19 protein-coding genes are annotated in these 21,678 nt (G+C 59.9%); 10 read left to right on the top strand and 9 right to left on the bottom strand.

The features are described from left to right. Positions 1-20 precede the first annotated feature (20 nt). On the top strand, positions 21-1,343 hold the full coding sequence (locus AC6CHO_RS00645) for a class I SAM-dependent RNA methyltransferase (protein WP_498213148.1): 1,323 nt from the start codon (positions 21-23) through the stop codon (positions 1,341-1,343). A 191-nt stretch (positions 1,344-1,534) separates the two neighbouring features. Continuing rightward, positions 1,535-4,243, top strand: coding sequence for an aconitate hydratase AcnA (gene acnA, locus AC6CHO_RS00640; protein WP_498213147.1), 2,709 nt, complete (start codon positions 1,535-1,537; stop codon positions 4,241-4,243). A 93-nt stretch (positions 4,244-4,336) separates the two neighbouring features. Here acnA and AC6CHO_RS00635 read toward each other — a convergent pair whose 3' ends face one another. Further along, entirely contained in the window at positions 4,337-4,972 is a 636-nt protein-coding gene (locus tag AC6CHO_RS00635; RefSeq protein WP_444663160.1) for a class I SAM-dependent methyltransferase, read from the bottom strand. Positions 4,973-5,053: 81 nt separating this feature from the next. On the opposite strand from AC6CHO_RS00635, the gene AC6CHO_RS00630 reads away from it, so the two are divergent. The 7 genes from AC6CHO_RS00630 (at position 5,054) to AC6CHO_RS00600 (ending at position 10,651) form a co-directional block, all read left to right on the top strand. Then, a complete protein-coding gene (locus AC6CHO_RS00630) occupies positions 5,054-5,602 on the top strand; it encodes a GNAT family N-acetyltransferase (RefSeq protein ID WP_498213146.1) in 549 nt (182 codons plus the stop codon). A 14-nt stretch (positions 5,603-5,616) separates the two neighbouring features. Beyond that, positions 5,617-6,474: a phosphotransferase gene (locus AC6CHO_RS00625; protein WP_498213145.1), complete on the top strand. Its 858-nt coding sequence runs from the start codon at positions 5,617-5,619 to the stop codon at positions 6,472-6,474. 164 nt (positions 6,475-6,638) lie between these two features. Then, a complete protein-coding gene (dxs, locus tag AC6CHO_RS00620) occupies positions 6,639-8,606 on the top strand; it encodes a 1-deoxy-D-xylulose-5-phosphate synthase (RefSeq protein ID WP_498213144.1) in 1,968 nt (655 codons plus the stop codon). Further along, positions 8,603-9,193 (top strand): DUF402 domain-containing protein, encoded by a 591-nt coding sequence (locus tag AC6CHO_RS00615; RefSeq protein ID WP_444663167.1) that lies wholly within the window; start codon positions 8,603-8,605, stop codon positions 9,191-9,193. Before dxs ends, AC6CHO_RS00615 begins: the two co-directional genes overlap by 4 nt. 44 nt (positions 9,194-9,237) lie before the next feature. After that, a complete protein-coding gene (locus AC6CHO_RS00610) occupies positions 9,238-9,807 on the top strand; it encodes a hypothetical protein (protein ID WP_444663169.1) in 570 nt (189 codons plus the stop codon). Between the two features lie 30 nt (positions 9,808-9,837). After that, positions 9,838-10,293, top strand: a complete 456-nt coding sequence (locus AC6CHO_RS00605) for a GNAT family N-acetyltransferase (RefSeq protein ID WP_498213143.1) — start codon at positions 9,838-9,840, stop codon at positions 10,291-10,293. Positions 10,294-10,315: 22 nt separating this feature from the next. After that, complete coding sequence (locus tag AC6CHO_RS00600; protein WP_498213142.1) at positions 10,316-10,651, top strand: hypothetical protein; 336 nt, start codon at positions 10,316-10,318, stop codon at positions 10,649-10,651. 352 nt (positions 10,652-11,003) lie between these two features. On the opposite strand, the gene argG is transcribed toward AC6CHO_RS00600, so the two are convergent. Further along, a complete protein-coding gene (argG, locus tag AC6CHO_RS00595; RefSeq protein ID WP_498213141.1) occupies positions 11,004-12,431 on the bottom strand; it encodes an argininosuccinate synthase in 1,428 nt (475 codons plus the stop codon). 132 nt (positions 12,432-12,563) lie between these two features. On the opposite strand from argG, the gene AC6CHO_RS00590 reads away from it, so the two are divergent. Then, positions 12,564-13,538 carry an aldo/keto reductase gene (locus AC6CHO_RS00590; protein WP_498213140.1) on the top strand — a complete coding sequence of 325 codons (975 nt, stop codon included), beginning with the start codon at positions 12,564-12,566 and terminating at the stop codon, positions 13,536-13,538. Positions 13,539-13,617: 79 nt separating this feature from the next. On the opposite strand, the gene AC6CHO_RS00585 is transcribed toward AC6CHO_RS00590, so the two are convergent. The 7 genes from AC6CHO_RS00585 to AC6CHO_RS00555 all read right to left on the bottom strand — a co-directional run bounded on the left by AC6CHO_RS00585 (position 13,618) and on the right by AC6CHO_RS00555 (position 21,661). After that, positions 13,618-14,091: a QcrA and Rieske domain-containing protein gene (locus AC6CHO_RS00585; protein WP_444663176.1), complete on the bottom strand. Its 474-nt coding sequence runs from the start codon at positions 14,089-14,091 to the stop codon at positions 13,618-13,620. Positions 14,092-14,277: 186 nt separating this feature from the next. Continuing rightward, the gene (locus AC6CHO_RS00580) at positions 14,278-16,401 is read right to left on the bottom strand and encodes a 3-hydroxyacyl-CoA dehydrogenase NAD-binding domain-containing protein (protein WP_498213139.1); all 2,124 of its coding nucleotides are present in this window, start codon (positions 16,399-16,401) and stop codon (positions 14,278-14,280) included. Between the two features lie 10 nt (positions 16,402-16,411). Further along, positions 16,412-17,662 carry a thiolase family protein gene (locus AC6CHO_RS00575; protein ID WP_257745256.1) on the bottom strand — a complete coding sequence of 417 codons (1,251 nt, stop codon included), beginning with the start codon at positions 17,660-17,662 and terminating at the stop codon, positions 16,412-16,414. Positions 17,663-17,819: 157 nt separating this feature from the next. After that, positions 17,820-19,070 carry an HRDC domain-containing protein gene (locus AC6CHO_RS00570; protein ID WP_498213137.1) on the bottom strand — a complete coding sequence of 417 codons (1,251 nt, stop codon included), beginning with the start codon at positions 19,068-19,070 and terminating at the stop codon, positions 17,820-17,822. A 49-nt stretch (positions 19,071-19,119) separates the two neighbouring features. Further along, positions 19,120-19,758 carry a DUF3000 domain-containing protein gene (locus AC6CHO_RS00565; protein ID WP_498213136.1) on the bottom strand — a complete coding sequence of 213 codons (639 nt, stop codon included), beginning with the start codon at positions 19,756-19,758 and terminating at the stop codon, positions 19,120-19,122. 61 nt (positions 19,759-19,819) lie between these two features. Further along, the gene (locus AC6CHO_RS00560) at positions 19,820-20,881 is read right to left on the bottom strand and encodes a threonine aldolase family protein (protein WP_498213135.1); all 1,062 of its coding nucleotides are present in this window, start codon (positions 20,879-20,881) and stop codon (positions 19,820-19,822) included. Between the two features lie 75 nt (positions 20,882-20,956). Further along, positions 20,957-21,661 (bottom strand): SDR family NAD(P)-dependent oxidoreductase, encoded by a 705-nt coding sequence (locus AC6CHO_RS00555; RefSeq protein WP_498213134.1) that lies wholly within the window; start codon positions 21,659-21,661, stop codon positions 20,957-20,959. Positions 21,662-21,678: the final 17 nt, after the last annotated feature.

Here is a 21,678-nt window from a genome sequence, read left to right as displayed (position 1 = left end):
TTCTGATGAAAGACGAAAACATGACTGAATCACCACTGCTGCAGGTTCGCTTGGGCAATATCGCCCATGGAGGGCACACGGTGGCCCGCCACGAGGGGCGCGTGATTTTTGTGCGCCACGGCATTCCCGGTGAATTGGTATCGGTTCGGCTGACCGAATCGGGGCCCGATGCAAAATTCTGGCGCGCGGACGTCGTTGAGGTGCACGAGGCCAGCGAGCACCGAGTACCGCATTTCTGGGATGCAGCTGACGCGCTGAAGCACCGCGACCCGGTGGGTGGCGCAGAATTCGGGCATATTTCGCTGGAGCATCAGCGCGAGCTCAAAGCACGGGTGGCCGCCGAACAGTTCACCCGCCTGGCCGGGCTGAAGGCAGAAGACTACAACTTCCCGCCGGTTCAAGCGGTCGCTGGAGCAGCCGGTGGCCTGGGGTGGCGTACCCGCATGTCGTACTCGGTGGATGGCTCGGGCCACCTGGCGATGAGCGCTTTTCGCAGCAACAAGCTCACGAGCATCGACTCGATGCCCTTGGCGCATTCCGCCATCGAGAGCAGCGGGATCTACGCAGTGGACTACACGGGCATTGACCGCGTGGAAGTCGCGGTGTCCAGCGCGGATGATCAAACGATCCTGGTTCTGCTTTCTGAAACCATGCAGGGTGCAGCCGCTAAGGTAGCCAAGCAATTCCCCGAAGGGGTGAATGTTGCCTCCTTCAGCCAGCATGGCGGGTCGGCGGCAGATGGCAAGGGGTCCTTGCAGGTTTTGGCCGGCAACCCATGGCTGAGCGAAAAAGTCCTGGGAGAGAAGTACCGCATTACCGGCGAAGGTTTCTGGCAGGTGCACCGTTCAGCAGCCAGCTTGCTCAGCGAACGCGTTCTCGACTTGATCGAGCCGGTGCGTGGTGAGCAGATTGCCGATCTTTATGCCGGAGCAGGACTGTTCTCGTTGCCCTTGGCTAAGTCCGTGGGACAGCAGGGCCGGATTTTTTCGATCGAAGGCGCCCCGGGGACCCACGCCGATGCGAAGAAAAATCTGAAGGCGTTCGGGCAAGCTACCGTGATTCGCGGCCGCGTTGAGCGGGTTTTGCGCCAGGTGTCCCGCGATGCCGAGTTGGACGCGGTCGTGCTTGATCCGCCGCGTGCAGGAATCGACAAGGATGTAGCCGCAGAACTAGGTTCCAGCGGTGTTTCGCGCATTTGTTACGTCTCCTGCGACCCAGCGTCTTTTGCCCGGGATATCGCCCGGTTGACGTCACGCGGCTATGAATTAGAGCACGTCGAGATTCACGATTTATACCCGCATACCCATCATATGGAGTCCATCGGGCTCTTTGTACGCCATTAACGAGCTGAAATCGTACATTCAGACACGAATTTCGATGAAAGTTTATTCCGAGGAGTCTTTTTCTCACAGTTGGCGATAGACTGTTTTTAGCTCTGCCGCGCTAGGATCCTGACTATCTCAGTTAGGAACTCCTAACTGGAATTACAGTGTGCGTGTGCAACAGAATGAGTGTCTGGCGAGAGGAGTCCCACGTGAGCAATGTGGACAGCTTCGGTGCCAAGGGCGTACTTGACGTCAATGGAACCGAATATGAAATTTACCGACTGAACAAGGTTGAAGGCTCAGAAAGCCTTCCCTACAGCCTTAAGGTTCTGCTGGAGAACCTGCTTCGTACCGAAGACGGCGCGAACGTAACGAGCGAGCACATCAATGCACTGGGCCAGTGGGATGCTTCGGCTCAGCCGAACACCGAAATCCAGTTCACCCCGGCTCGTGTCATCATGCAGGACTTCACCGGTGTCCCTTGTGTTGTCGACTTGGCAACCATGCGCGAAGCCGTCAAGGACCTTGGTGGCGATCCAACCCGCGTGAACCCATTGGCACCTGCTGAAATGGTCATCGACCACTCCGTGCAGATCGACACATTCGGTTTCGCAGGCGCTGTTGAGCGCAACATGGAAATCGAATACCAGCGTAATGGCGAGCGTTACCAGTTCCTGCGCTGGGGACAGACCGCATTTGACGACTTCAAGGTCGTCCCGCCAGGAACCGGCATCGTGCACCAGGTCAACATCGAGTTCCTGGCTCGCACCGTCATGACCCGCGAAGTGGGCGGCGTACTGCGCGCTTACCCTGATACCTGCGTCGGCACCGACTCGCACACCACCATGGTCAACGGCCTGGGCGTGCTGGGCTGGGGCGTTGGCGGCATCGAGGCTGAAGCAGCAATGCTCGGCCAGCCAGTGTCCATGCTGATCCCACGCGTTGTCGGCTTCAAGCTCGCTGGCTCGATCCCAGCTGGCGCCACCGCAACCGACGTGGTTTTGACCATCACCGAAATGCTGCGCAAGCACGGTGTGGTCGGCAAGTTCGTCGAGTTCTACGGCGAGGGCGTGGCAGCTGTGCCACTGGCCAACCGTGCAACTATCGGCAACATGTCCCCAGAATTCGGCTCGACCGCCGCAATGTTCCCTATCGACGATGTCACCCTCGACTACCTGCGCCTGACCGGCCGCAGCGACGAGAACGTGGCACTGGTCGAGGCTTACGCCAAGGAACAAGGCATGTGGCATGATGCAAGCCGCGAAATCCGTTTCTCGGAATACCTCGAGCTGGACCTGTCCACCGTTGTTCCATCGATCTCTGGCCCGAAGCGTCCGCAGGACCGGATCGAGCTGTCCTCTGCGAAGGAGCAGTTCCGCAAGGACCTGCACAACTACGTATCGGACTCCGAGGACACCCAGGGCGCTGGCCGCCCATCGGTAGCCGTGGACGTGACCAAGGAAGATGGCACCCAGTTCACCCTGGACCACGGCCTGGTTTCGATCGCTTCGATCACCTCGTGCACCAACACCTCCAACCCTTCGGTCATGCTGGCCGCAGCCGTTCTGGCTCGCAATGCCGCCGAAAAGGGCCTGTCCTCCAAGCCTTGGGTCAAGACTTCGGTCGCACCGGGCTCGAAGGTTGTCACCGAGTACTACGAGAAGTCCGGCCTGCTGCCATACCTGGAGAAGCTCGGCTTCTTCGTTGTCGGCTACGGTTGCGCGACGTGCATCGGCAACTCCGGTCCATTGGATGCCGAGATCTCCGAGGCCATCAACGCCAACGACCTCGCAGCCACCGCAGTTCTTTCGGGCAACCGAAACTTCGAAGGCCGCATCAACCCAGACGTGAAGATGAACTACCTGGCTTCCCCGCCACTGGTCATCGCCTACGCACTGGCCGGCACCATGGACTTCGACTTCGAGACCGACGCACTGGGCCAGGACGCCGAGGGCAACGATGTCTTCTTGAAGGACATCTGGCCATCGCCTGTCGAGGTCCAGGAGATCATCGATTCGTCGATCGACAAGGACATGTTCGCCAAGGGCTACGAAGGAGTCTTCGACGGCGATGACCGCTGGAAGGCACTGGACACCCCAGAGGGGTCGACCTTCGCTTGGGACGAGAAGTCGACCTACGCGCGCAAGGCACCATACTTCGAGGGCATGACCGCTGAGCCACAGCCTGTGTCGGACATTTCCGGCGCTCGCGTGCTGCTGAAGCTGGGCGACTCGGTCACCACCGACCACATCTCTCCTGCAGGTTCGTTCAAGTCGGAGACCCCGGCTGGCCGCTACTTGATCGAGAATGGCGTGGATCGCAAGGACTTCAACTCCTACGGCTCGCGCCGTGGCAACCACGAGGTCATGATCCGCGGTACCTTCGCGAACATCCGCATCAAGAACCAGCTGCTGGACGGCGTCGAGGGTGGCTTCACCCGCGACTTCACCCAGGAAGGTGCTCCGCAGGCTTACGTCTACGACGCTGCAGAGAACTACAAGGCTGCCGGCACCCCGCTGGTCGTTCTGGGTGGCAAGGAATACGGTTCGGGATCCTCGCGTGACTGGGCTGCCAAGGGCACCGCATTGCTGGGCGTCAAGGCCGTCATCACCGAGTCCTTCGAGCGCATCCACCGCTCGAACCTGATCGGCATGGGCGTTCTGCCACTGCAGTTCCCAGAGGGCGAGTCCGCTGATTCGCTGGGCCTGACCGGTACCGAGACCTTCGCAGTCGCCGGCGTGACCGAGCTGAACAACGGCACCACCCCGAAGACCCTGAAGGTTACCGCCACCGCTGTTGACGGCAAGGTGACCGAGTTCGACGCAGTTCTGCGCATCGATACCCCAGGCGAAGCTGACTACTACCGCAACGGCGGCATCCTGCAGTACGTACTGCGCCAGATCGCTGCTGCTAACTAGCAGATCCGTCCCGGCACACGCCGGGGTGAATCTCAGGTAGTTACGCAACACCCAAAGATTTGAGGCCCAAGGCATTTGCCTTGGGCCTCAAATCTATTTAATCCCCGAGCCATCTATGTGATTGCGCTGGGCCACGATCTGCCCATGGCACCTGGCCCCGCTTCGGTCTCTGGTTCCCCGATCCACGATCTCGAAACCTGCAGCCTCAACCAGCATTGATAGTTCCCCAACCGGCCAGTACCATGCCGGTGCGACCTTGTGCTCGAATGGATGAACCTTCTGGGCAGCGAAAAAACCCAGGAGCAATGCCCCGCCCGGTTCCAGCACTCTGGCCAATGAATTCAGAACTTCAGGCAGCTGCTCCGGCGGCGTGTGGATGATTGAATACCATGCGAGAATCCCAGAAAAACTGCCATCGGGAAAGGGCAATGCACTCATGTCCGCTTGCTGAAAAGTGCACTCTGGATAGTTTGCTGTGGCATGTTCTATGAACTCGGGCACCATGTCCACACCGATGGCCGGGCGTTCAGCGCTTGCAACGGCTTGCGTCCACTGCCCGGGGCCGCAACCCGCATCCAGTACAGGGCCTGCCAAGTCCTGGGCCCACTGGGTGATCAGTTCCCGGTCTTCCGGCTCCGCCTGCTCGACTCGGCCGAACAATTCAATATAGGCTTCGGACAAGGAAGCGTAGCGCTGGGCCGTGGGAATTGCGGAATATATCTGTGGCATGCTCACAGCCTAGCGAGCTGCACGGCCAACCCCAGTGGAACTTTGCCGAACAGGCGTAAACGTGGCGTGGAAGGAGGGCCTGTGAAAGAGCTTCACACCCATCGATTGATCCTGCGTGCGTGGGAGCCGTCGGATGCTTCATTCCTGCTGGATTTGGAATCACGCACGGAAACCATGCGGTACTTGGGGCCCGGTGCAACGCTCATGACGACGATGGAGGAAGCATTGGCCTCCATTGGCCGTCGACGCGCTGTGCGTGGAGCCGGGCAAGGGATTTGGGCGGTAGCGCGCCGCGACACCGGCAGGCTCGTCGGAAACCTATTGTGCAAGCCCATGAGCGATGAAATGCAGCGCGCCATCGGCATCGACTTCGATCATCAACCCAGCGAAATAGGGTGGCATTTGCACCCTGAGGCTCAAGGCCAAGGGTGTGCCACGGAAGCTGCTCGCGCAGTGCTTGGCTACGCCAACCAGGCGAACGCGGATCAGCAGGTTTTCGCCATTGTAGATCCGCGCAACGAGGCATCACAGAAAATTTGCGATCGTTTGGGGCTACAACGTTTCGGCCGTACCCGCGGATACGCCAGTGCTGAACACCTGGTCTATGTGGCGCCATCGGCCAGAAGCTAGCCCATGGTTTTGCGATGACTGGAAATGATCCTGCGCAGTTCCTGACCGCTGAACAAGCAGCTCAACTGCGTGCCTGGTTTGGCAACGTTGAGGTCGTTCGAGACCTTTCATGGAACCTTACCGACACAAGAGTGCTGCATCTTCGAACGAGCCAGCAGGAATGCATCGTCAAAACCGGGGGAGAAGGCAACCACCATATTTCTCGTGAGCTTATCGCGCATCAAAGTTACACCAGGGAACTGAAAACACGCGGTCTCGCTGCAGAAATGCTGTTTTCTAGCGAGGAACTGCGCCTAATGGTTTTGGACTACTTGCCAGGCACGCTCTGCGCGGGAACGGGCGACGAATTTAGTCCAGCTATCCACCGTCAGGCCGGTGCCGCGCTAAAGGCCTTCCATTCTCAGGCTCACCGGCTTGACCCGGACTACGAATCCCGATTGCTCGTAAAGTTCCGTCGATTATTGTCCTCGGAACATCGAATCAGCGTGGGCCAATGCAAGGAGATCGAACGGATCTTGACCGCGCAAGAGCCCCGAGATGCGGTGCTTGTTCCAACTCATGGTGACTGGCAGCCACGCAATTGGCTGGTGGATCAAGGCCAATTGCGAGCCATAGATTTTGGCAGGTTCGGGTTTCGACCAGCTGCCAGCGATCTGGCCAGATTGGGCAGCCAGCAATTCAAAGGGCACCCGGAGCTGGAGTCCGCCTTCATCGAAGGCTACGGTGAGGATCCCCGCCACGAGCCATCATGGCGGCTCATGCTCCTGCGAGAAGCCATCGGAACGGCCATCTGGGCATATCAAGTGGGCGACGCCGAATTTGAGGCGCAAGGACACCGGATGATTCAGGACGCGCTGGCGAGGTTCGAATAAGCATCCGCTGTTCACCAATGCAGGACGAGGTATTGAACGTCATTGCCTGGAAATTCGCGCTATCCGGAGCAGTGGCGGATAATAGGAGAAGCTTCCAACGCGGTAGACTAAGTATTTCGCATGGGCTCACGGCCACCACGGGCGAATTTGTAAAGGGGACGAGCGTGTCTTTGCTGAAGACCATCAAGAAACCAAGCGATCTGCGGGCGCTGACCCTGGAACAACTTCACGAGCTCGCGGATGAAATTCGTACTTTTCTCATCGATAACGTTGCTCGCACCGGCGGCCACTTGGGCCCTAACCTCGGCGTCGTCGAACTGACTCTGGGCATCCACCGAGTCTTTGACTCGCCACAAGACTCCATCGTCTTTGACACCGGACACCAGTCGTATGTTCATAAGCTCGTGACCGGGCGCCAGAACTTTGAGACCTTGCGCCAGCAGGGCGGCTTGTCCGGCTACCCCGACCGGGCCGAATCAGAACATGACGTGGTCGAGTCCTCCCACGCTTCCTCCTCGCTTTCGTGGATTGATGGCATTTCCCGTGCCAATAAGCTGATGCGCAACAATGAGCGCTATGCCGTGGCCCTCGTCGGCGACGGTGCCTTGACCGGTGGCATGGCCTGGGAAGCTGTAAATAACATCGCGGCCGATAAGGACCGCAAAGCCGTGATTGTGGTCAACGATAACGGCCGTTCGTACGCCCCGACTATTGGCGGCTTGGCTAATCAGCTCTCGGGACTTCGGCAGCAACTGGATAAGTTCCGCACCCATCCCGCGTACGAAACCGCGATGGAAAAGCTCAAGGACAAGCTCAAGGGCGCAGGACCCGTAGGTGGATTCACCTACAAGTCCCTTCACGCAACCAAAAAGGGAATCAAGGACTGGTGGGCTCCGCAGGGGCTTTTTGAAGATCTCGGGCTGAAATACATTGGCCCGATTGATGGGCACAACCAGCGCGCAGTCGAAGAAGCGCTGCAGCAGGCCAAGCAATATTCCGGTCCAGTGCTTGTCCATGCCTTGACCGAAAAGGGGCACGGCTACGCGCCAGCCCGCGCCGATGAAGCTGACCAATTCCATGCGGTGGGCATCATCGACCCGGTGACCGGCCTGCCCGTATCCAAGTCCAGCGCGCAAAGCTGGACCAGCGTCTTCGGCGAAGAAATCGCCAAGGTGGCCAAGGAACGCGACGATATTGTCGCGATCACCGGCGCAATGCTGCAACCGGTGGGCCTCAAGAAAATGGCTCAGGAGCATCCCGAGCGCGTGATCGATGTCGGCATCGCAGAACAGCATGCCATGACCACCGCAGCCGGATTGGCTTTCGGCGGACTGCACCCAGTGGTCTGCGTTTATGCGACATTCCTGAACCGTGCCTTCGACCAATTGCTCATGGACGTCGCCTTGCACAAGGCCGGGGTCACCATCGTTCTTGACCGTGCCGGCGTTACAGGCCCGGATGGTGCAAGCCACCATGGCATGTGGGACATGGCGCTGACCCAAATTGTCCCGAACCTGCATTTGGCAGCACCACGCGACGCATCCCGGCTGCGTGAAGAACTGCGTGAGGCATTGGACATCAACGATGCACCGAGCGTTGTTCGCTTCTCCAAGGGCTCCGTTGGCGAACCCATTGATGCAATCGACCGCTTGCCAGATGGCGTAGATGTATTGGCCCGCCTGGGTGACAAGGCTGCGCCAGACGTCCTGATCGTTTCGGTCGGCGCCATGAGCGAGTTGTCCCTTGACGTTGCCCAGCGGCTCAATAGCCAAGGTGTCTCGGTTACCGTGGTGGATCCTCGTTGGGTCCTGCCGATGCCGAAGTCGGTAATTTCATTGGCTGCTCGCCACCGCATCGTGGTGTGCATCGAAGATGGAGTCCGGGCTGGCGGCGTTGGCTCCCGTCTGCGTACCGAAATGCGTGCAGCTGGTGTCGACACTGCACTGAACGAAGTCGGCTTGCCTACCGAATTTCTTGCCCACGGTTCACGAGCCGAAGTTCTTGATCGGGTCGGCTTGACCGCCCAGCAGGTGGCAAGGGACACGCTCGCCCAAGTGCTTGGCACCAAGGTTCCGTTTGCCCGTCCACTGCCAGGCCAGGATCTGCCCACAGGACAGATTCCCAAGCTATGAGTGCACTGCACAGCTTCCCCGTTGATTTGCCGCGCAACCCTGAAAGCATCGATTTCGGCGCCTTGGTGGTAGCCCGCGCCTGGAAATACAACGGCCAGCCGCATTGGGTGGTTCCGGGGTTCTACCTCGGAAAAGATGCGCACGGGCACTGGTTGTTCCAACCCGCTGGCTCACTGGTCGCAAGGCCTGGCGCCGCCCACTTGGCTCAAACAAATGCTCTGTGCCTGATTCCTCACGCGGGGTCATGGATCGCCACGCTGTATGCGGATCCTGCCGAGGATTTTGATGTCTACATCGATCTCTCCGATGCCATCGGATGGCGTCCGCTGCAGCATGGCGGCTGGGAAGTGAATTCGGTGGACCTTGACCTCGACGTCATCCGGTCGCGAAGCCGCGGTACTTTCCTCGACGACGAAGACGAATTCGAGGAACATGGGCGGTCAATGGACTACCCCGAGGTACTCAAGAACGAGATACGCGCAGCCAGCACGAAACTCCTCGATGCGGTTCAACGGGATGAAGTACCCTTCAACCACTCGCACCGTCAAGGCTGGCTTGAAAAGGCCGACCAGCTTCACAACTTATAACCACAAGCACTTCATTGATCTACTGACCTTGTAAAGGGAAACCAATGGCGATTATTCGCACCTATCGTTTGGACGAGAAAAACGTACTGCACTTCCGCGAAGCGTGGTTCCAGCAATTCGAGGACGAAGAAGTAGGCCAGTTCGTCATTAACCATGGCAGCGTGGGCCATATGTCCACCACCAGCAATGTCCAGGACGTAGATAACGATCGTGCCGATGAGCTGTTCGCTGGATTCTTGCAGACTTGCGCCGATGAAGGCTACGCCGAAATCAGCGAGGAAGATCAGTCATGGGTCATCGTGCAATACGCGTTGAAGTCGGCCACCGGCACCGAGCGTGACCACTACTTGGAAAAGAAGGCCAAGGAAGCTTTGACCGGGCACCTGGCATGGCGTGGATTGGGCACCGTGGAGTCCAGCGACTTTGCACCTCGGAAGATCAACATCCGTATTCTCACCCCGGCGCCTAAACTGGCAGTCGCAGCGATCAAGACGTGCATCCGTGAAGCGAAGCTGGACTTCACCAAAATGAGCATCGGCACCGCGGAATACGCAACGCCCGAGAAGCTCAAGAGCGTGCACCCAATGCCGCCGAAGCCAATGACCCTCGACTAGAGAACCGTGCCTGCCCTTCAGCCTGAAGCCATGCAGGCTTCTGACCACGAAGCCATATGGAAACTGTCGCGGTCCCTGGGGCGTTCTTCAGAACCCTCCCGATTTGGCGATAATGAATGCCAATTGGTGCTGAAGGATCCGCAAGGCCAGCTTGTCGGGTGGGCGAGAGCTGGCTGGTGGGATCCAAGCGATCAGCTTGCTCCGGCTGGCTACTACCTCTCTGGTGTCGAAATTTCGCGAGCGCATCAGCATCGTGGATTCGCCTCGATACTGACCGCTGCGCGGCTGAAGTGGGTCGCCGAGCGGGACACTACCGCATGGTGCATCGTCAATGCACGGAATACCAGCTCGCTTGCCTTGCAGGCATCTTTCGGCTTCAAAGAAATAGCGAGGGCTTCGCACTTCGGGGCGGTGTCGTTCAGCGGAGGCTGTGGTCTATTGCTTCGCAAAGAACTCAGCGAAGACGCCATGATCCTCTCGGCTTGATTGATATAGGAAATTAGGAGATATGATTCCTCAGGAAGATCGGGATGAGACTCCCGGTGCCCCTCGTAAGTCGCCGCAGATGGGCGCTACCCGCGTGCCCCTTCATCTGGTATTCCAAGCATTCGTCGGTGTCATTATTGGAATTGGAATTGTTTCGCTTCTCAGCGAGGTAGCTCATGCGCAATTGGCTCTGGCCGGTGTCTTGGTGACGATCGTGGCCTGGATTATCGAGCACGGGTTCAACCTTCCAGCACCTAATTCCAAGCAAGGTGCCCGCGTGCGCTTGATCCTGCGGATGGTCTCGCTCATTGGCTTCACGCTGGCTCTCAGCCCGCTGCTGGCATTGCTGGAAGCCTAGGTTCGAGTGGACTTCGCAGCCGCGGTGCAAACGGTTGCTGGATTTGTCATCGGGCCGGAAACGGGCAAGTCGATGGCCCTGCCTAACCAGCAAGCGGCCTGGTTCGGTACCTAAATCACCCTCGGGACCTGCTTGGTCTATGTAGCGTTCATGTTCATGGCGAAGTGCACTAAGGCCGCGGCAATTATTCCTGAGTCTGTGCGGCTATTGGCCCTGGGTGGTTCCATCATGGAGTTGCAGTTCCTCGCAGCTGTCAATGGATTGTTCTGCTGGGAACCAAGGTAAAAATTAAAACGGATCAGGGCTTCTCTTCAAGAGAAGCCCTGATCCGTTTTTGACTAGCGGCTAGCCTTTAGTCGGTACCAGCGTCGAAAGCAGCCGATTCAATGGCGCGATCGGTAGCCAGATCGTCGCTGTCCACAGCTGTGGCGTTGATGATATCATTGGCGCCACCGGCTTCCAGCGAACCAACGAGTTCTGCGGTGGTTCCACCGACCAGGCCCATGTTGGCGTACTGCTCCAGGCGGCCGCGCGAGTCGGCGATGTCCAGGTTGCGCATGGTCAGCTGGCCGATGCGGTCAACTGGACCGAAGGCTGCGTCGCCCACGCGTTCCATCGACAGCTTGTCCGGGTGGTAGCTGAGGTTATCGCCCTCGGTGTTCACGATCGTGTAGTCGTCGCCGCGGCGCAGGCGGATGGTGACGGTACCGGTGATGGCCGAGCCGACCCAGCGCTGCAGCGATTCGCGCAGCATCAGGGCCTGTGGGTCCAGCCAGCGGCCTTCGTACATCAGGCGGCCCAGGCGGCGGCCCTCGTTGTGGTAGCTGGCCACGGTGTCTTCGTTGTGGATGGCGTTGACCAGGCGCTCGTACGCGATGTACAGCAGAGCCATGGCAGGCGCTTCGTAGATGCCGCGCGACTTGGCCTCGATGATGCGGTTCTCGATCTGGTCGCTCATGCCCAGACCGTGGCGTCCACCAATGATGTTGGCTTCATTCACGAGAGCCACAGCGTCGGTGTATTCCTTGCCGTTGATGGCTACCGGGCGGCCGGCAACGAAGGAAACCGAGACGTCTTCGGTCTTGATCTCAACGTTCTCGTCCCAGTACTTCACACCCATGATCGGCTCAACGGTCTCAATCGAGCTGTTGAGCAGTTCCAGGGTCTTGGCTTCGTGGGTTGCGCCCCAGATGTTGGCGTCGGTCGAGTAGGCCTTTTCGGCCGAGTCACGGTATGGGAAGCCGTGCTCCTGCAGCCACTCCGACATTTCCTGGCGACCGCCTAGCTCAGCGACGAAGTTCGGGTCAAGCCATGGCTTGTAGATGCGCAGCTTCGGGTTGGCCATCAGGCCGTAGCGGTAGAAGCGCTCGATGTCGTTGCCCTTGTAGGTCGAACCATCGCCCCAGACATCCACACCGTCTTCGCGCATGGCACGTACCAGCAGCGTGCCGGTGACGGCGCGGCCCAGTGGGGTGGTGTTGAAGTAGGTTTTGCCACCGGTGCGGATATGGAAGGCGCCGCAGGCAAGAGCTGCAAAGCCTTCCTCGACGAGTGCCGGCTTGCAGTCGACCAGACGGGAGTTCTCGGCGCCGTACTCCAGTGCACGGCCAGGAACGGCGTCAATATCTGGTTCGTCGTACTGGCCGAGATCGCCAGTGTAGGTGTAAGGAATGGCGCCCTTGTCGCGCATCCAAGCTACTGCCACCGACGTGTCGAGGCCACCGGAGAACGCGATTCCGACGCGTTCGCCTACAGGAAGATTGGTAAGAACTTTAGACATGTTTCCATCCTAATGGATAAATATGCAATGCAGTGAATTGTGTCGTGAACTCTTCGGTTACAGCACCTACCCGATAGCCTATGGGTATAAGGTCGCGCAGAAAAGCGGCGAAGGAAAAACAGCGAGGTGTGCATGGAATTCCGTCAACTAGGACACAGTGGCTTGAGCGTTTCCGTCGTGGGTTTGGGCTGCAACAATTTGGGCCGAACCGGTACCGCTACCGAGTCCCAGGAAGGCTCGGACGCAGTAGTTCACGCCGCCTTGGACGCCGGTATCACGTTCTTCGACGTCGCGGACAACTACGGAAAAACTGCAGGATTATCCGAGCAGCGCCTGGGCAAGGCCCTGGGCAAGAACCGCGAGAACATTGTCCTGGCCACCAAATTCGGCATGGATGTCAGTGGGGCCAACGGGCCGGACTTCAATGCCCGCGGTTCTCGCCGGTACATCATGAAGGCAGTGGAAGCTTCCCTGAAGCGCCTTGGCACGGATCATATCGATCTGTACCAATTCCACACGCCAGATGCCAATACCCCGATCGACGAGACGCTGCGCGCCTTGGACGATCTGGTCACCAGCGGAAAGGTCCAATATATTGGCCATTCCAACCGCGCAGGGTGGCAGATCGCCCAGGCAGAGTATGTGGCCCGTGAGCTGGGCACCGAGCGATTCATCTCAGCACAGAACCATTACAATCTCATTGACCGTCGCGCAGAGCTGGAAGTGCTGCCTGCTGCGCGCGAGTTTGGACTCGGCGTTCTTCCGTACTTCCCGCTAGCCAACGGATTGCTGACCGGAAAGTATTCCAAGGGATACGCCCCTGAAGGCAGCCGCCTTACTCATGCTCGTCAGCAGCTGGTTGAAACCTCTGATTTTGAGCAGCTTGATCGTTTTGCGCAGTTTGCCGCAGATCGCGATCTGGCGCCAATCGAGCTTGCTTTCTCCTGGCTGGCAGCGCAGCTACCCGTGTCATCGGTCATCGCTGGAGCTACCCGCCCCGAGCAAATCCAGATGAACGCCAAGGCAGTACGCTGGGTTCCGTCGGATGCCGAGCGTGCCGAACTGGATTCCATCTTCCCAGCTCCGCAGAAGGTGGCACTTTTCTAATTGCCGGTTGCGCACAAAGCGGAATGCTGCAACACGCACAGGGGTTGCGGCATTCCGCTTTTCTGCAAAATTTCTCGACTTATTTGGAGTCGGTGATAAAGACGATGACCTTGTCGTCCTTGATCTCCGTCGCGTAGCGCGCCAGGGGAGCGATCGCCGGTCCATCGGTCACCGTGCCGTCCGATGGTTGAAAGCGTGATCCGTGGCAGGCGCAGAAAAAGTCGTCTTTCGTGGATTTTGTTGTGACCACACAGCCCTGGTGCGTGCAGACACTGGAGTAGGCGAGGACAGATTTCTCGTCCGGCCGGAAAAGCAGCACCGGAATTTCAGCCCCCGTGGGATGCTTGGCTTGCACAGTGGCTCTCGCCCCAACCGCCAATTCGGCGAGGTCGATCACTGCCTGGCCTTCACCGGTAGGTGACGGAACTGGCGAGGCCTCCGGAACTTGCGCTTCAGAATGTCCGTCGCCACATGCAGTCAGAAGAGCTGCGGAACCGAGGGCGGCGGAGGCGCACATGACGGTGCGGCGGGCTGGTTGAGCGATGTCAGTCATGGAATTATTCTGACAGAACACCCTGTGGCGGTGCTAAGAGCTAAGCCAAACTTTCATTAGCAGTTCAGCCTTGCGAACCAGCTATCGCTAACGGCCCGGTCTCGTTTCCGCTGTGGGCGGCCGAGCGCGCCAGAAAACTTTGGGCTCCAACCCGCAAGGGATGGAGCCCAAATTTTCAGCCGGATGCTAGCTGTTGAATTTCTTGCCGTTTACGCGCTCGGAAGCGCCGACCTGGTCGAGGTACGGGGTGATCCCGCCCAAGTGCATGGGCCAGCCGGCACCAGTGATCATGCACAGATCGACATCCGCTGCTTCGGCGACGACGCCTTCAGCAAGGAGCAAGCCGATTTCTTCCGCAAGCGCATCTTGCACGCGAAGAAGAATTTCCTCGCTGGTAGATGGGTTCGAACCCTGAACCAGCAGCTCTTCGGCCAAGGGGTTGAGTACTTGTGCTCCTTGTTCGTTCTTAACCCACAGGGCAGTGATCTTTGCATCGATCAGCTTTTGAAGGTTCTCGGAAACCACGAAGCGGTCACCGAAAGCGGCATTCAGGGACTCGTTGACGTGCTGTGCCACCGGCAGCCCCACCATGGACAGCAGCGTGAATGGGCTCATCGGAAGCCCCATCGGAGTCAAGGCAGAATCGGCAGTAGCTGCGTCAGTGCCCTCATCGAAGGCTGCCTGCACTTCACTCATCAGGCGCAGCAAGACCCGGTTCACGACAAATGCCGCCGCGTCCTGGGTTTTGACGGTTGTCTTCTTCAGCTTCTTGCCAAGCACAAAAGCGGTGGACAGCGAGGATTCATTGGTCCATTGCGTCGCAGCGATTTCCAGCAGCGGCATCACGGCTACCGGGTTGAAGAAGTGGAAGCCAACGAGGCGTTCCGGGTGCTTGAGGTCGCGTCCCATCTCGGTCACCGACAGCGAAGAGGTATTGGTTGCGAGAATACACTCGGGGGAGACGACGGCTTCGACTTCGGCGAAGACCTGCTTCTTGACGTTGAGCTCTTCGAAGACTGCCTCGATGACAAAATCGGCATCGGCAAAGGCATCCTTGGTGACCGAACCGGTGACCAGGGCCTTGGCGCGGTTCACCGCGTCTTGGCTCATGCGGCCCTTGCTATGCAGCTTGTCGATTTCACCGCTGATGTAGGCCAGGCCCTTATCCACGCGTGACTGATCCAGGTCGGTGATCACCACGGGCACACCCAAGCGGCGCACAAAGAGCAACGCCAGCTGGCTGGCCATCAGCCCGGCGCCGACAACGCCGACCTTCGAGACGGGGCGGGCGAGCTTTGCATCCGGTGCGCCGGCTGGACGCTTGCCACGCTTTTGCACCAAATCCAAAAAGGCATACACGGTGTTCTGGAATTGATTGGTGCGCATCAGGCCGGTCAGGGCTTCAACTTCAAGTTGCGCAGATTCAGGCTGGGTCAGGCTCATTCCCTTGCGGAAGACCTCCAAGACCTTGTACGGGGCGGGCGCTGCGCCAGAGAGCTTGGCATCGACAAATTTTTCAGCCTGGTCAGCTGCGTCGAGCCAGCGGCGAGCCACCTCGGGATCGCTGGGATCAACAGCGTTGGGGCGTTGAACTTCAGTTTCTCCGGACAAGACGGCGCCAACAAATTTGGTGGAGTGCTCGATGAAATCTGCCGCTTCGAACAGCGCGTCGGCAACGCCCATCTTGAAGGCAGCTGGGCCGGACAGAGTCCGGTTGTTGTTCAGCGGGTTTTCGATCATTACCTTCAAGGCGTTCTCCGGGCCTACCAGCCGTGGCAGGCGGTAGACACCGGCCCAACCAGGGATCAGGCCAAGGAAGGATTCAGGCAGTCCGAGGGCCCCGGCCGCGGTGCTCACCGTGCGGTAATTGCACGCCAGGGCGATTTCCAGCCCGCCACCGAGCGCCAGCCCGTTGATGAATGCGAAGGTGGGAACTCCGAGATCGGCAAGCAGTTCATAGGTGTAATGGCCAAGCGAAGCCATGGCGGTGGCCTGGTCCGGGGCGCTGAGGCGGGTGACCGCCGACAGGTCTGCGCCGGCAATCAGGAAGTATGGCTTCCCGGTGATGGCCAGGGCGTCAATCTCGCCGGCCTTGGCACGTGCCGCTTGGGTTTCAAGGGCCGAGCGCAGCTCCAGCAGTCCGTTAGGACCCAGTGTAGTTGGCTTCTTGTGGTCCAGGCCGTTGTCCAGGGTCAGCAGGGCCAGGGTCTTGCCTCCGGGCAAGGCCACATCGCTGACGTAGGAGTGGGTTACGGTTTCGTCCTGCATGAGCTCGGCGACAGCCGAGTAGGAAGTGGTGGTTGCAGTCATGGTCTTTTCCTTACGCCTTGCTGCCGAAATCTGGATGATTGGGGTTTTCCCAAATGACGGTGCCACCCATTCCCAGGCCAATGCACATGGTGGTGATGCCGTATCGCACGGAGTGGTCTTCGGAAAACTGGCGGGCCAGCTGGGTCATCAGTCGAACGCCCGAGGAAGCCAGCGGGTGGCCGACCGCAATGGCGCCACCGTAGCGGTTGACCCGATCGTCATCCTGATCGATGCCGTAGTAGTCCAGGAAGGAGAGCACCTGGACGGCGAACGCCTCGTTGATCTCGAATAGGCCTATGTCCTCGATGCCCAATCCGGCCTTGGCCAGCGCCTTTTCGGTGGCGGGAACTGGCCCGTAGCCCATGACATCTGGTTCAACACCGGCAAAGGCGAAGGAGACCATGCGCATCTTGGGCTCCAGCCCCAATTCCCGAACTGCTTGGCCGCTGGCGAGCAGGGCTGCGGTGGCACCGTCGTTGAGGCCCGCGGCGTTGCCGGCGCTGACGCGTCCATGAGCGCGGAACGGCGTGCGCAGCTGGGCCAGCGATTCCATGGTGGTTCCCGGGCGAGGCGGCTCGTCGCGGGTATTCACGGCCCAGCCTTCGCCCGGGCGCTTGGCGGCCACGGGAATCAGGTCAGGCTGGATCTGCTGGTTCTCGTAGGCTTTGGCAAGCTTGGACTGCGAAGCCACTGCGTAGCGGTCGGCGCGCTCCTTGGTGATGGCGGGGAATCGGTCGTGCAGGTTCTCCGCGGTGTTGCCCATGTTCAGGGCCTGCGGGTCCACGATCCTTTCCGAGAGGAAACGCGGGTTGGGGTCGGCCCCTGCGCCCATCGGGTGGTTTCCCATATGTTCCACGCCGCCGGCGACAACTACGTCATAGGCGCCAAAGGCAATGCCGCCTGCAGTTGCGGTGACAGCGGTCATCGCACCGGCGCACATGCGGTCGATGGCAAAGCCGGGAACCGACTTCGGGATGCCGGACAGCAGTCCCACGGTGCGGCCCAGCGTCAGTCCCTGGTCTCCGGACTGCGTGGTGGCGGCGATGGAGATTTCGTCGATCTTCTCGGCAGGAACTTTTTGGTTTCGTTCAAGCAGTCCGCGGACCGCTTTGACGGCCAGATCATCGGCACGGGTTCCATGGTAGATTCCCTTTTCGCCTGCTTTGCCGAAAGGGGTGCGCACTCCATCAATGAACACGACGTCGCGATCGTCCAGGGAGGGATGTGCGGTATGGGGCGCGGTCGAAGCGTTGGCACTCACCGTAAGGCTCCTTGAGGTTGATTCATGCTGCCCGGGAGTGGGCAGCGGCCAGCATCACTGTGACCTAAACCATAGGTTACTCAGGAGTAACTTGAAGTGCAAGTGCAGCACATCACAAGACGCCATGTCCTGTGCGCCTGGAAGCGGGCAAGAGGCCCTAACTGCTGGCGAACGCCTGGGCCAACCCTGCCGAGAGCAGCTCTTGCTGCCACGGGCGGGCGCCCATCGAATCCAGCTTTTCAGCCACGGTCTCGACGCTGATCAGCACCGGCGGGTTCCAGCACAACTCCCGCAGGTATTTGGGCGTCAGCAGATTCTCCGCCGGGATGTTCCAGTATTCGCCCACTTCGCCGAGCACGGCCTTTGCGGCGTCGAGCCGGGCCGCTGCCGCCGGGTTCTTTTCCGCCCATGACCGGGGATGGGGCAGGCCAGCTTTGCTTGAGCGCAGTTCAGGCAAATCGCGGGTATTGCGCCCACGCTGAATCGCATCCATCCATCGCGGAGCATCGCGCTTGGCATTTCTGGTGTGGAACCCAGGGATCTGCAGCAGCGCCGGGACGCTGGCCGCCCGCTGTTCAATGGCCGCCATGATGGCGCGATCGGGCAGCAGCCGCCCGGGGGCAACATCCTGGGTGCGAGCCAGGGCTTCGCGCGAGAGCCACAGCTCGCGGGCGATGGCCAGATTGCGCCGCCCCTTGAGCTTGTGGATCCCGGAGAGCTTGCGCCATGGTTCTTCGGCCGGCTGCGGATCAGGCAGGTTCCGCTCGTATTCGAATTCCTGGAGGGCAAAGTCCATCTTGCCCTGCTCTTCGAGGACCTTGGCGATTTTCTGGCGCAGCTCTTCGAGGACCTCAACGTCTAGCGCGGCGTAATTCAACCACGATTCGGGCAATGGGCGGGTGGACCAATCTACTGCCGAATGCTCCTTGGCCAGCTGCAATCCCAGCAATTCGCCGACCATCGTTCCAAGCGAGACCCGGGGGAAACCAGCCAGCCGGCCTGCCAATTCGGTGTCGAACAAGGCGGTAGGCGACATGCCCAATTCATGGAGGCAGGGCAGATCCTGAGTTGCGGCGTGAAGAATCCATGGTTGCTGGTTCACAAAGCTGCGCAACTCGCCAAGGTCATCCAATACCTCGGGGTCGATGAGCCAGGTGCCGGCGCCTTCGCGGCGAATCTGCAGCAGGAAAGCGCGCTGTCCGTAGCGGAAACCGCTGGCTCGCTCGGTATCAACAGCAAGATCGCCGGTTCCAGCGCTCAGTTCGCGCACCGCGCGGGACAGGGCTGCTTGGGTATTGATGACCTCGGGAATGCCATCACGTGGATGGGTGAGCGGGGCCAGCACCGGTTGATTGGGCTCAAGGCCGGCGGCGGATGATGCGGAAGCGGTGGAGTCAGAATTCGGCATGATGCTTCCATTCTAGGTCCAACCGGCATCTGCCGCGGGGAACAGGCGGTTAACTCAGCCGGCGATGCGGCAGCTGCTGCACGCCCTCAGGCAGTGGTGGCAACCCTGCGAAAGTGCACACCAGGTCCGCCCAAGCGCTCAAATGGGGGCCGAGGTGCTCCGAATCGGGGGACCAGGATGCCCGCAGCTCGATGTCGATATGGTCTTGTTCCCCGGCGAGATCGCCAAAGGACTCGGAGATCACGCGCGTGGCGGTGCCCCCGGCCGAGTGGTGGAATGCCTCGCGTTCGCGCAGGGAATCTTCCAGCCACGACCAGGCCACCGAGGCGAGCATGGCATCTTGGCCCATGTCGTGGTCCAAGCGCGCCCGGATATAGGTGACAATGCGGAACTGCCCATTCCACAGTTCCTGTCCAGCCGGATCATGGAGGAGGATGAATCGCCCGGTGGCCAATTGCTCCTGGGGCTGCAGGAATGGCGTGCGGCCAATCTCTTGCCCGTGCGGACCGTGATCGGGAGGAACAACGTCGATCACGTCTCCGCTGAGCGCCAGGGCGAAGGGAGCCAGTCGGCCCGGCGCTGGAATTTCGGTGAACTTCAGTTCTTTGCGCACCTTGGCATGCGACAACTCATCGAGGGCCTTCGCAAAGGCGCTCGGGATGGCGGAAGCAGGGCGATCGTAGGTCACAATTTGAGTCTAAACGTGCCGTACCCGAGGTGCGGTACGGCACGCCGACCCATCCTGCAAGCTACGCGGCCAGATGCGCGTTCATCAGCTCGCGCAGCTTGGCGATGAATGCCGCCACGTCCTGTTCGGTGGTGTCGAAGGAGCACATCCAGCGCACCTCGCCGGCCGCGCGATCCCAGTCGTAGAAGCGGAAATGCTTGCGCAGCTCATCGCTGACCTCGGTTGGCAGCTGCGCGAAGACGCCGTTGGCCTGTGTTGGGTAGACCAGCTCAACGCCGTCGATCTGCTCCACTGCCTCAGAGAGCTTGGCCGCCATCAGATTCGAGTGGCTGGCAAGTTCGCGCCATAGCCCGGTGCCGTATAGCTCGATCAGCTGGGCTGAGATGAAGCGCATTTTGCTGCCCAGCTGCATGTTCATCTTGCGCAGGTACTTCATGTCCTCGGCAAGTTCCTTGCGCAGGGTCAAGATTCCTTCGCCCAGCAGGATGCCGTTCTTGGTCCCGCCCAGCGAGACGATGTCGACGCCGGCATCGGTGGTCAGCGCGCGCAACGGAACGCCCAGTGAAGCTGCCGCATTGGACAAGCGCGAACCATCGAGGTGCACCTTCATGCCCAGCTTGTGCGCATGCTCGGTGATCGCTTTGATCTCTTCGGGGGAGTACAGGGTTCCGAGCTCGGTGGCCTGGGTGATGGAGACCGCCAGCGGCTGGGCGCGGTGCTCGTCGCCGAAGCCCCAGGCTTCCTGGTCGATCAGTTCCGGGGTGAGCTTGCCATCAGGCGTTGCCACCTGGAGCAGCTTGAATCCGCCGACCCGTTCGGGGGCGCCATTTTCATCGACGTTGATATGCGCTGTGGTGGCGCAGATGACCGCGCCCCAGCGCGGCAGGAGCGACTGCAGTGCGGTGACGTTCGCACCGGTGCCATTGAAGACCGGGAAGATGGCTGCATCCTCGCCGAAGACATCGTGCGCGACCTGGCCCAATGCTTCGGTGTACTGGTCTTCGCCATAGGAAATCTGGTGCCCGCCATTAGCCCGTGCGATCGCATCGAGGATTCGCGGATGAACGCCAGAGTAGTTGTCTGAAGCAAAACCCCGCACAGCGGTGTCATGAAGTGTGGTCATCGTTATGTGGTCCTTAAAAGGGTGTAAGAGAAAAACTGGGTCACTGCGGGTGCGGGCTGCCATTGCGCGGCAGGCTCAGGCTTGGGGCAGGGCAACCCTGGTGCCGTTGAGCGCTACCGATTGATCAGAAAGCAATTCGAGTGCCGCCTCGGCGAGCCACGCCACCGGAGTATGCCCCGGAGCGGCTTCTCCAGGCGCCGAGTCGCTGAGCGCTTTGACCACCCAGCTGATTGCGGAGGCATTTTCGGCGTTCTTGCTGAACAGCCTTGCGATCGCGTTGACCCAGTGCTCAGCCGCGGCCTTGGCGGCCCCGTAGTTGGCATTGGAGGGAGTCGGGTTCTGCACCGCTTCGGCGCTGACGATCGCCAGGCGACCGGACGGCGAGAGGATCAGATCGTCGACAAACACTCTCGTGGTGTTGCGCAGAGTGGTCAAAATGCTGCGGTGCAGGAAATCCCAGTCCTCATCGCTTTGGCCGGCAATGGACTTGCCACCTCGCCAGCCGCCGACCAGGTGGATCAGCCCATCAATCGGGCCGTAAGCCGCGTGGATGCTTTCGGCCAGTTCGCGCACTGCCGCGAAATCCGCGAGGTCGCAGGCGAAGCGGGCCTCGGCAAAGGGCAGGCGTTCATCTAATCGGGCTTGATTGCTGCCGACGGCAAGCACCCGTACTCCGGCATCGCTCAGCGCGTGGGCGCAGGCGATGCCGGAGGCCGAGGTGGCACCGGCGATGAGCACTAATCGTGGTGTTTGGTTCAAGAAGAAACTTTCTTTGCTCACGCTTCCTAGCCTAAGGC

It is taken from the genome of Glutamicibacter sp. GQ173, from assembly GCF_059759215.1.
This window is presented reverse-complemented; position numbering and strand designations above follow the sequence as displayed.

Coding starts and splice junctions, on each gene's coding strand:
- AC6CHO_RS00645 (WP_498213148.1), top strand. CDS start 21: ATGACTGAATCACCACTGCTGCAGGTTCGCTTGGGCAATATCGCCCAT.
- AC6CHO_RS00635 (WP_444663160.1), bottom strand. CDS start 4,972: ATGCCACAGATATATTCCGCAATTCCCACGGCCCAGCGCTACGCTTCC.
- AC6CHO_RS00625 (WP_498213145.1), top strand. CDS start 5,617: ATGACTGGAAATGATCCTGCGCAGTTCCTGACCGCTGAACAAGCAGCT.
- AC6CHO_RS00615 (WP_444663167.1), top strand. CDS start 8,603: ATGAGTGCACTGCACAGCTTCCCCGTTGATTTGCCGCGCAACCCTGAA.
- AC6CHO_RS00610 (WP_444663169.1), top strand. CDS start 9,238: ATGGCGATTATTCGCACCTATCGTTTGGACGAGAAAAACGTACTGCAC.
- AC6CHO_RS00605 (WP_498213143.1), top strand. CDS start 9,838: ATGCAGGCTTCTGACCACGAAGCCATATGGAAACTGTCGCGGTCCCTG.
- AC6CHO_RS00600 (WP_498213142.1), top strand. CDS start 10,316: ATGATTCCTCAGGAAGATCGGGATGAGACTCCCGGTGCCCCTCGTAAG.
- argG (WP_498213141.1), bottom strand. CDS start 12,431: ATGTCTAAAGTTCTTACCAATCTTCCTGTAGGCGAACGCGTCGGAATC.
- AC6CHO_RS00590 (WP_498213140.1), top strand. CDS start 12,564: ATGGAATTCCGTCAACTAGGACACAGTGGCTTGAGCGTTTCCGTCGTG.
- AC6CHO_RS00585 (WP_444663176.1), bottom strand. CDS start 14,091: ATGACTGACATCGCTCAACCAGCCCGCCGCACCGTCATGTGCGCCTCC.
- AC6CHO_RS00580 (WP_498213139.1), bottom strand. CDS start 16,401: ATGACTGCAACCACCACTTCCTACTCGGCTGTCGCCGAGCTCATGCAG.
- AC6CHO_RS00570 (WP_498213137.1), bottom strand. CDS start 19,070: ATGCCGAATTCTGACTCCACCGCTTCCGCATCATCCGCCGCCGGCCTT.
- AC6CHO_RS00560 (WP_498213135.1), bottom strand. CDS start 20,881: ATGACCACACTTCATGACACCGCTGTGCGGGGTTTTGCTTCAGACAAC.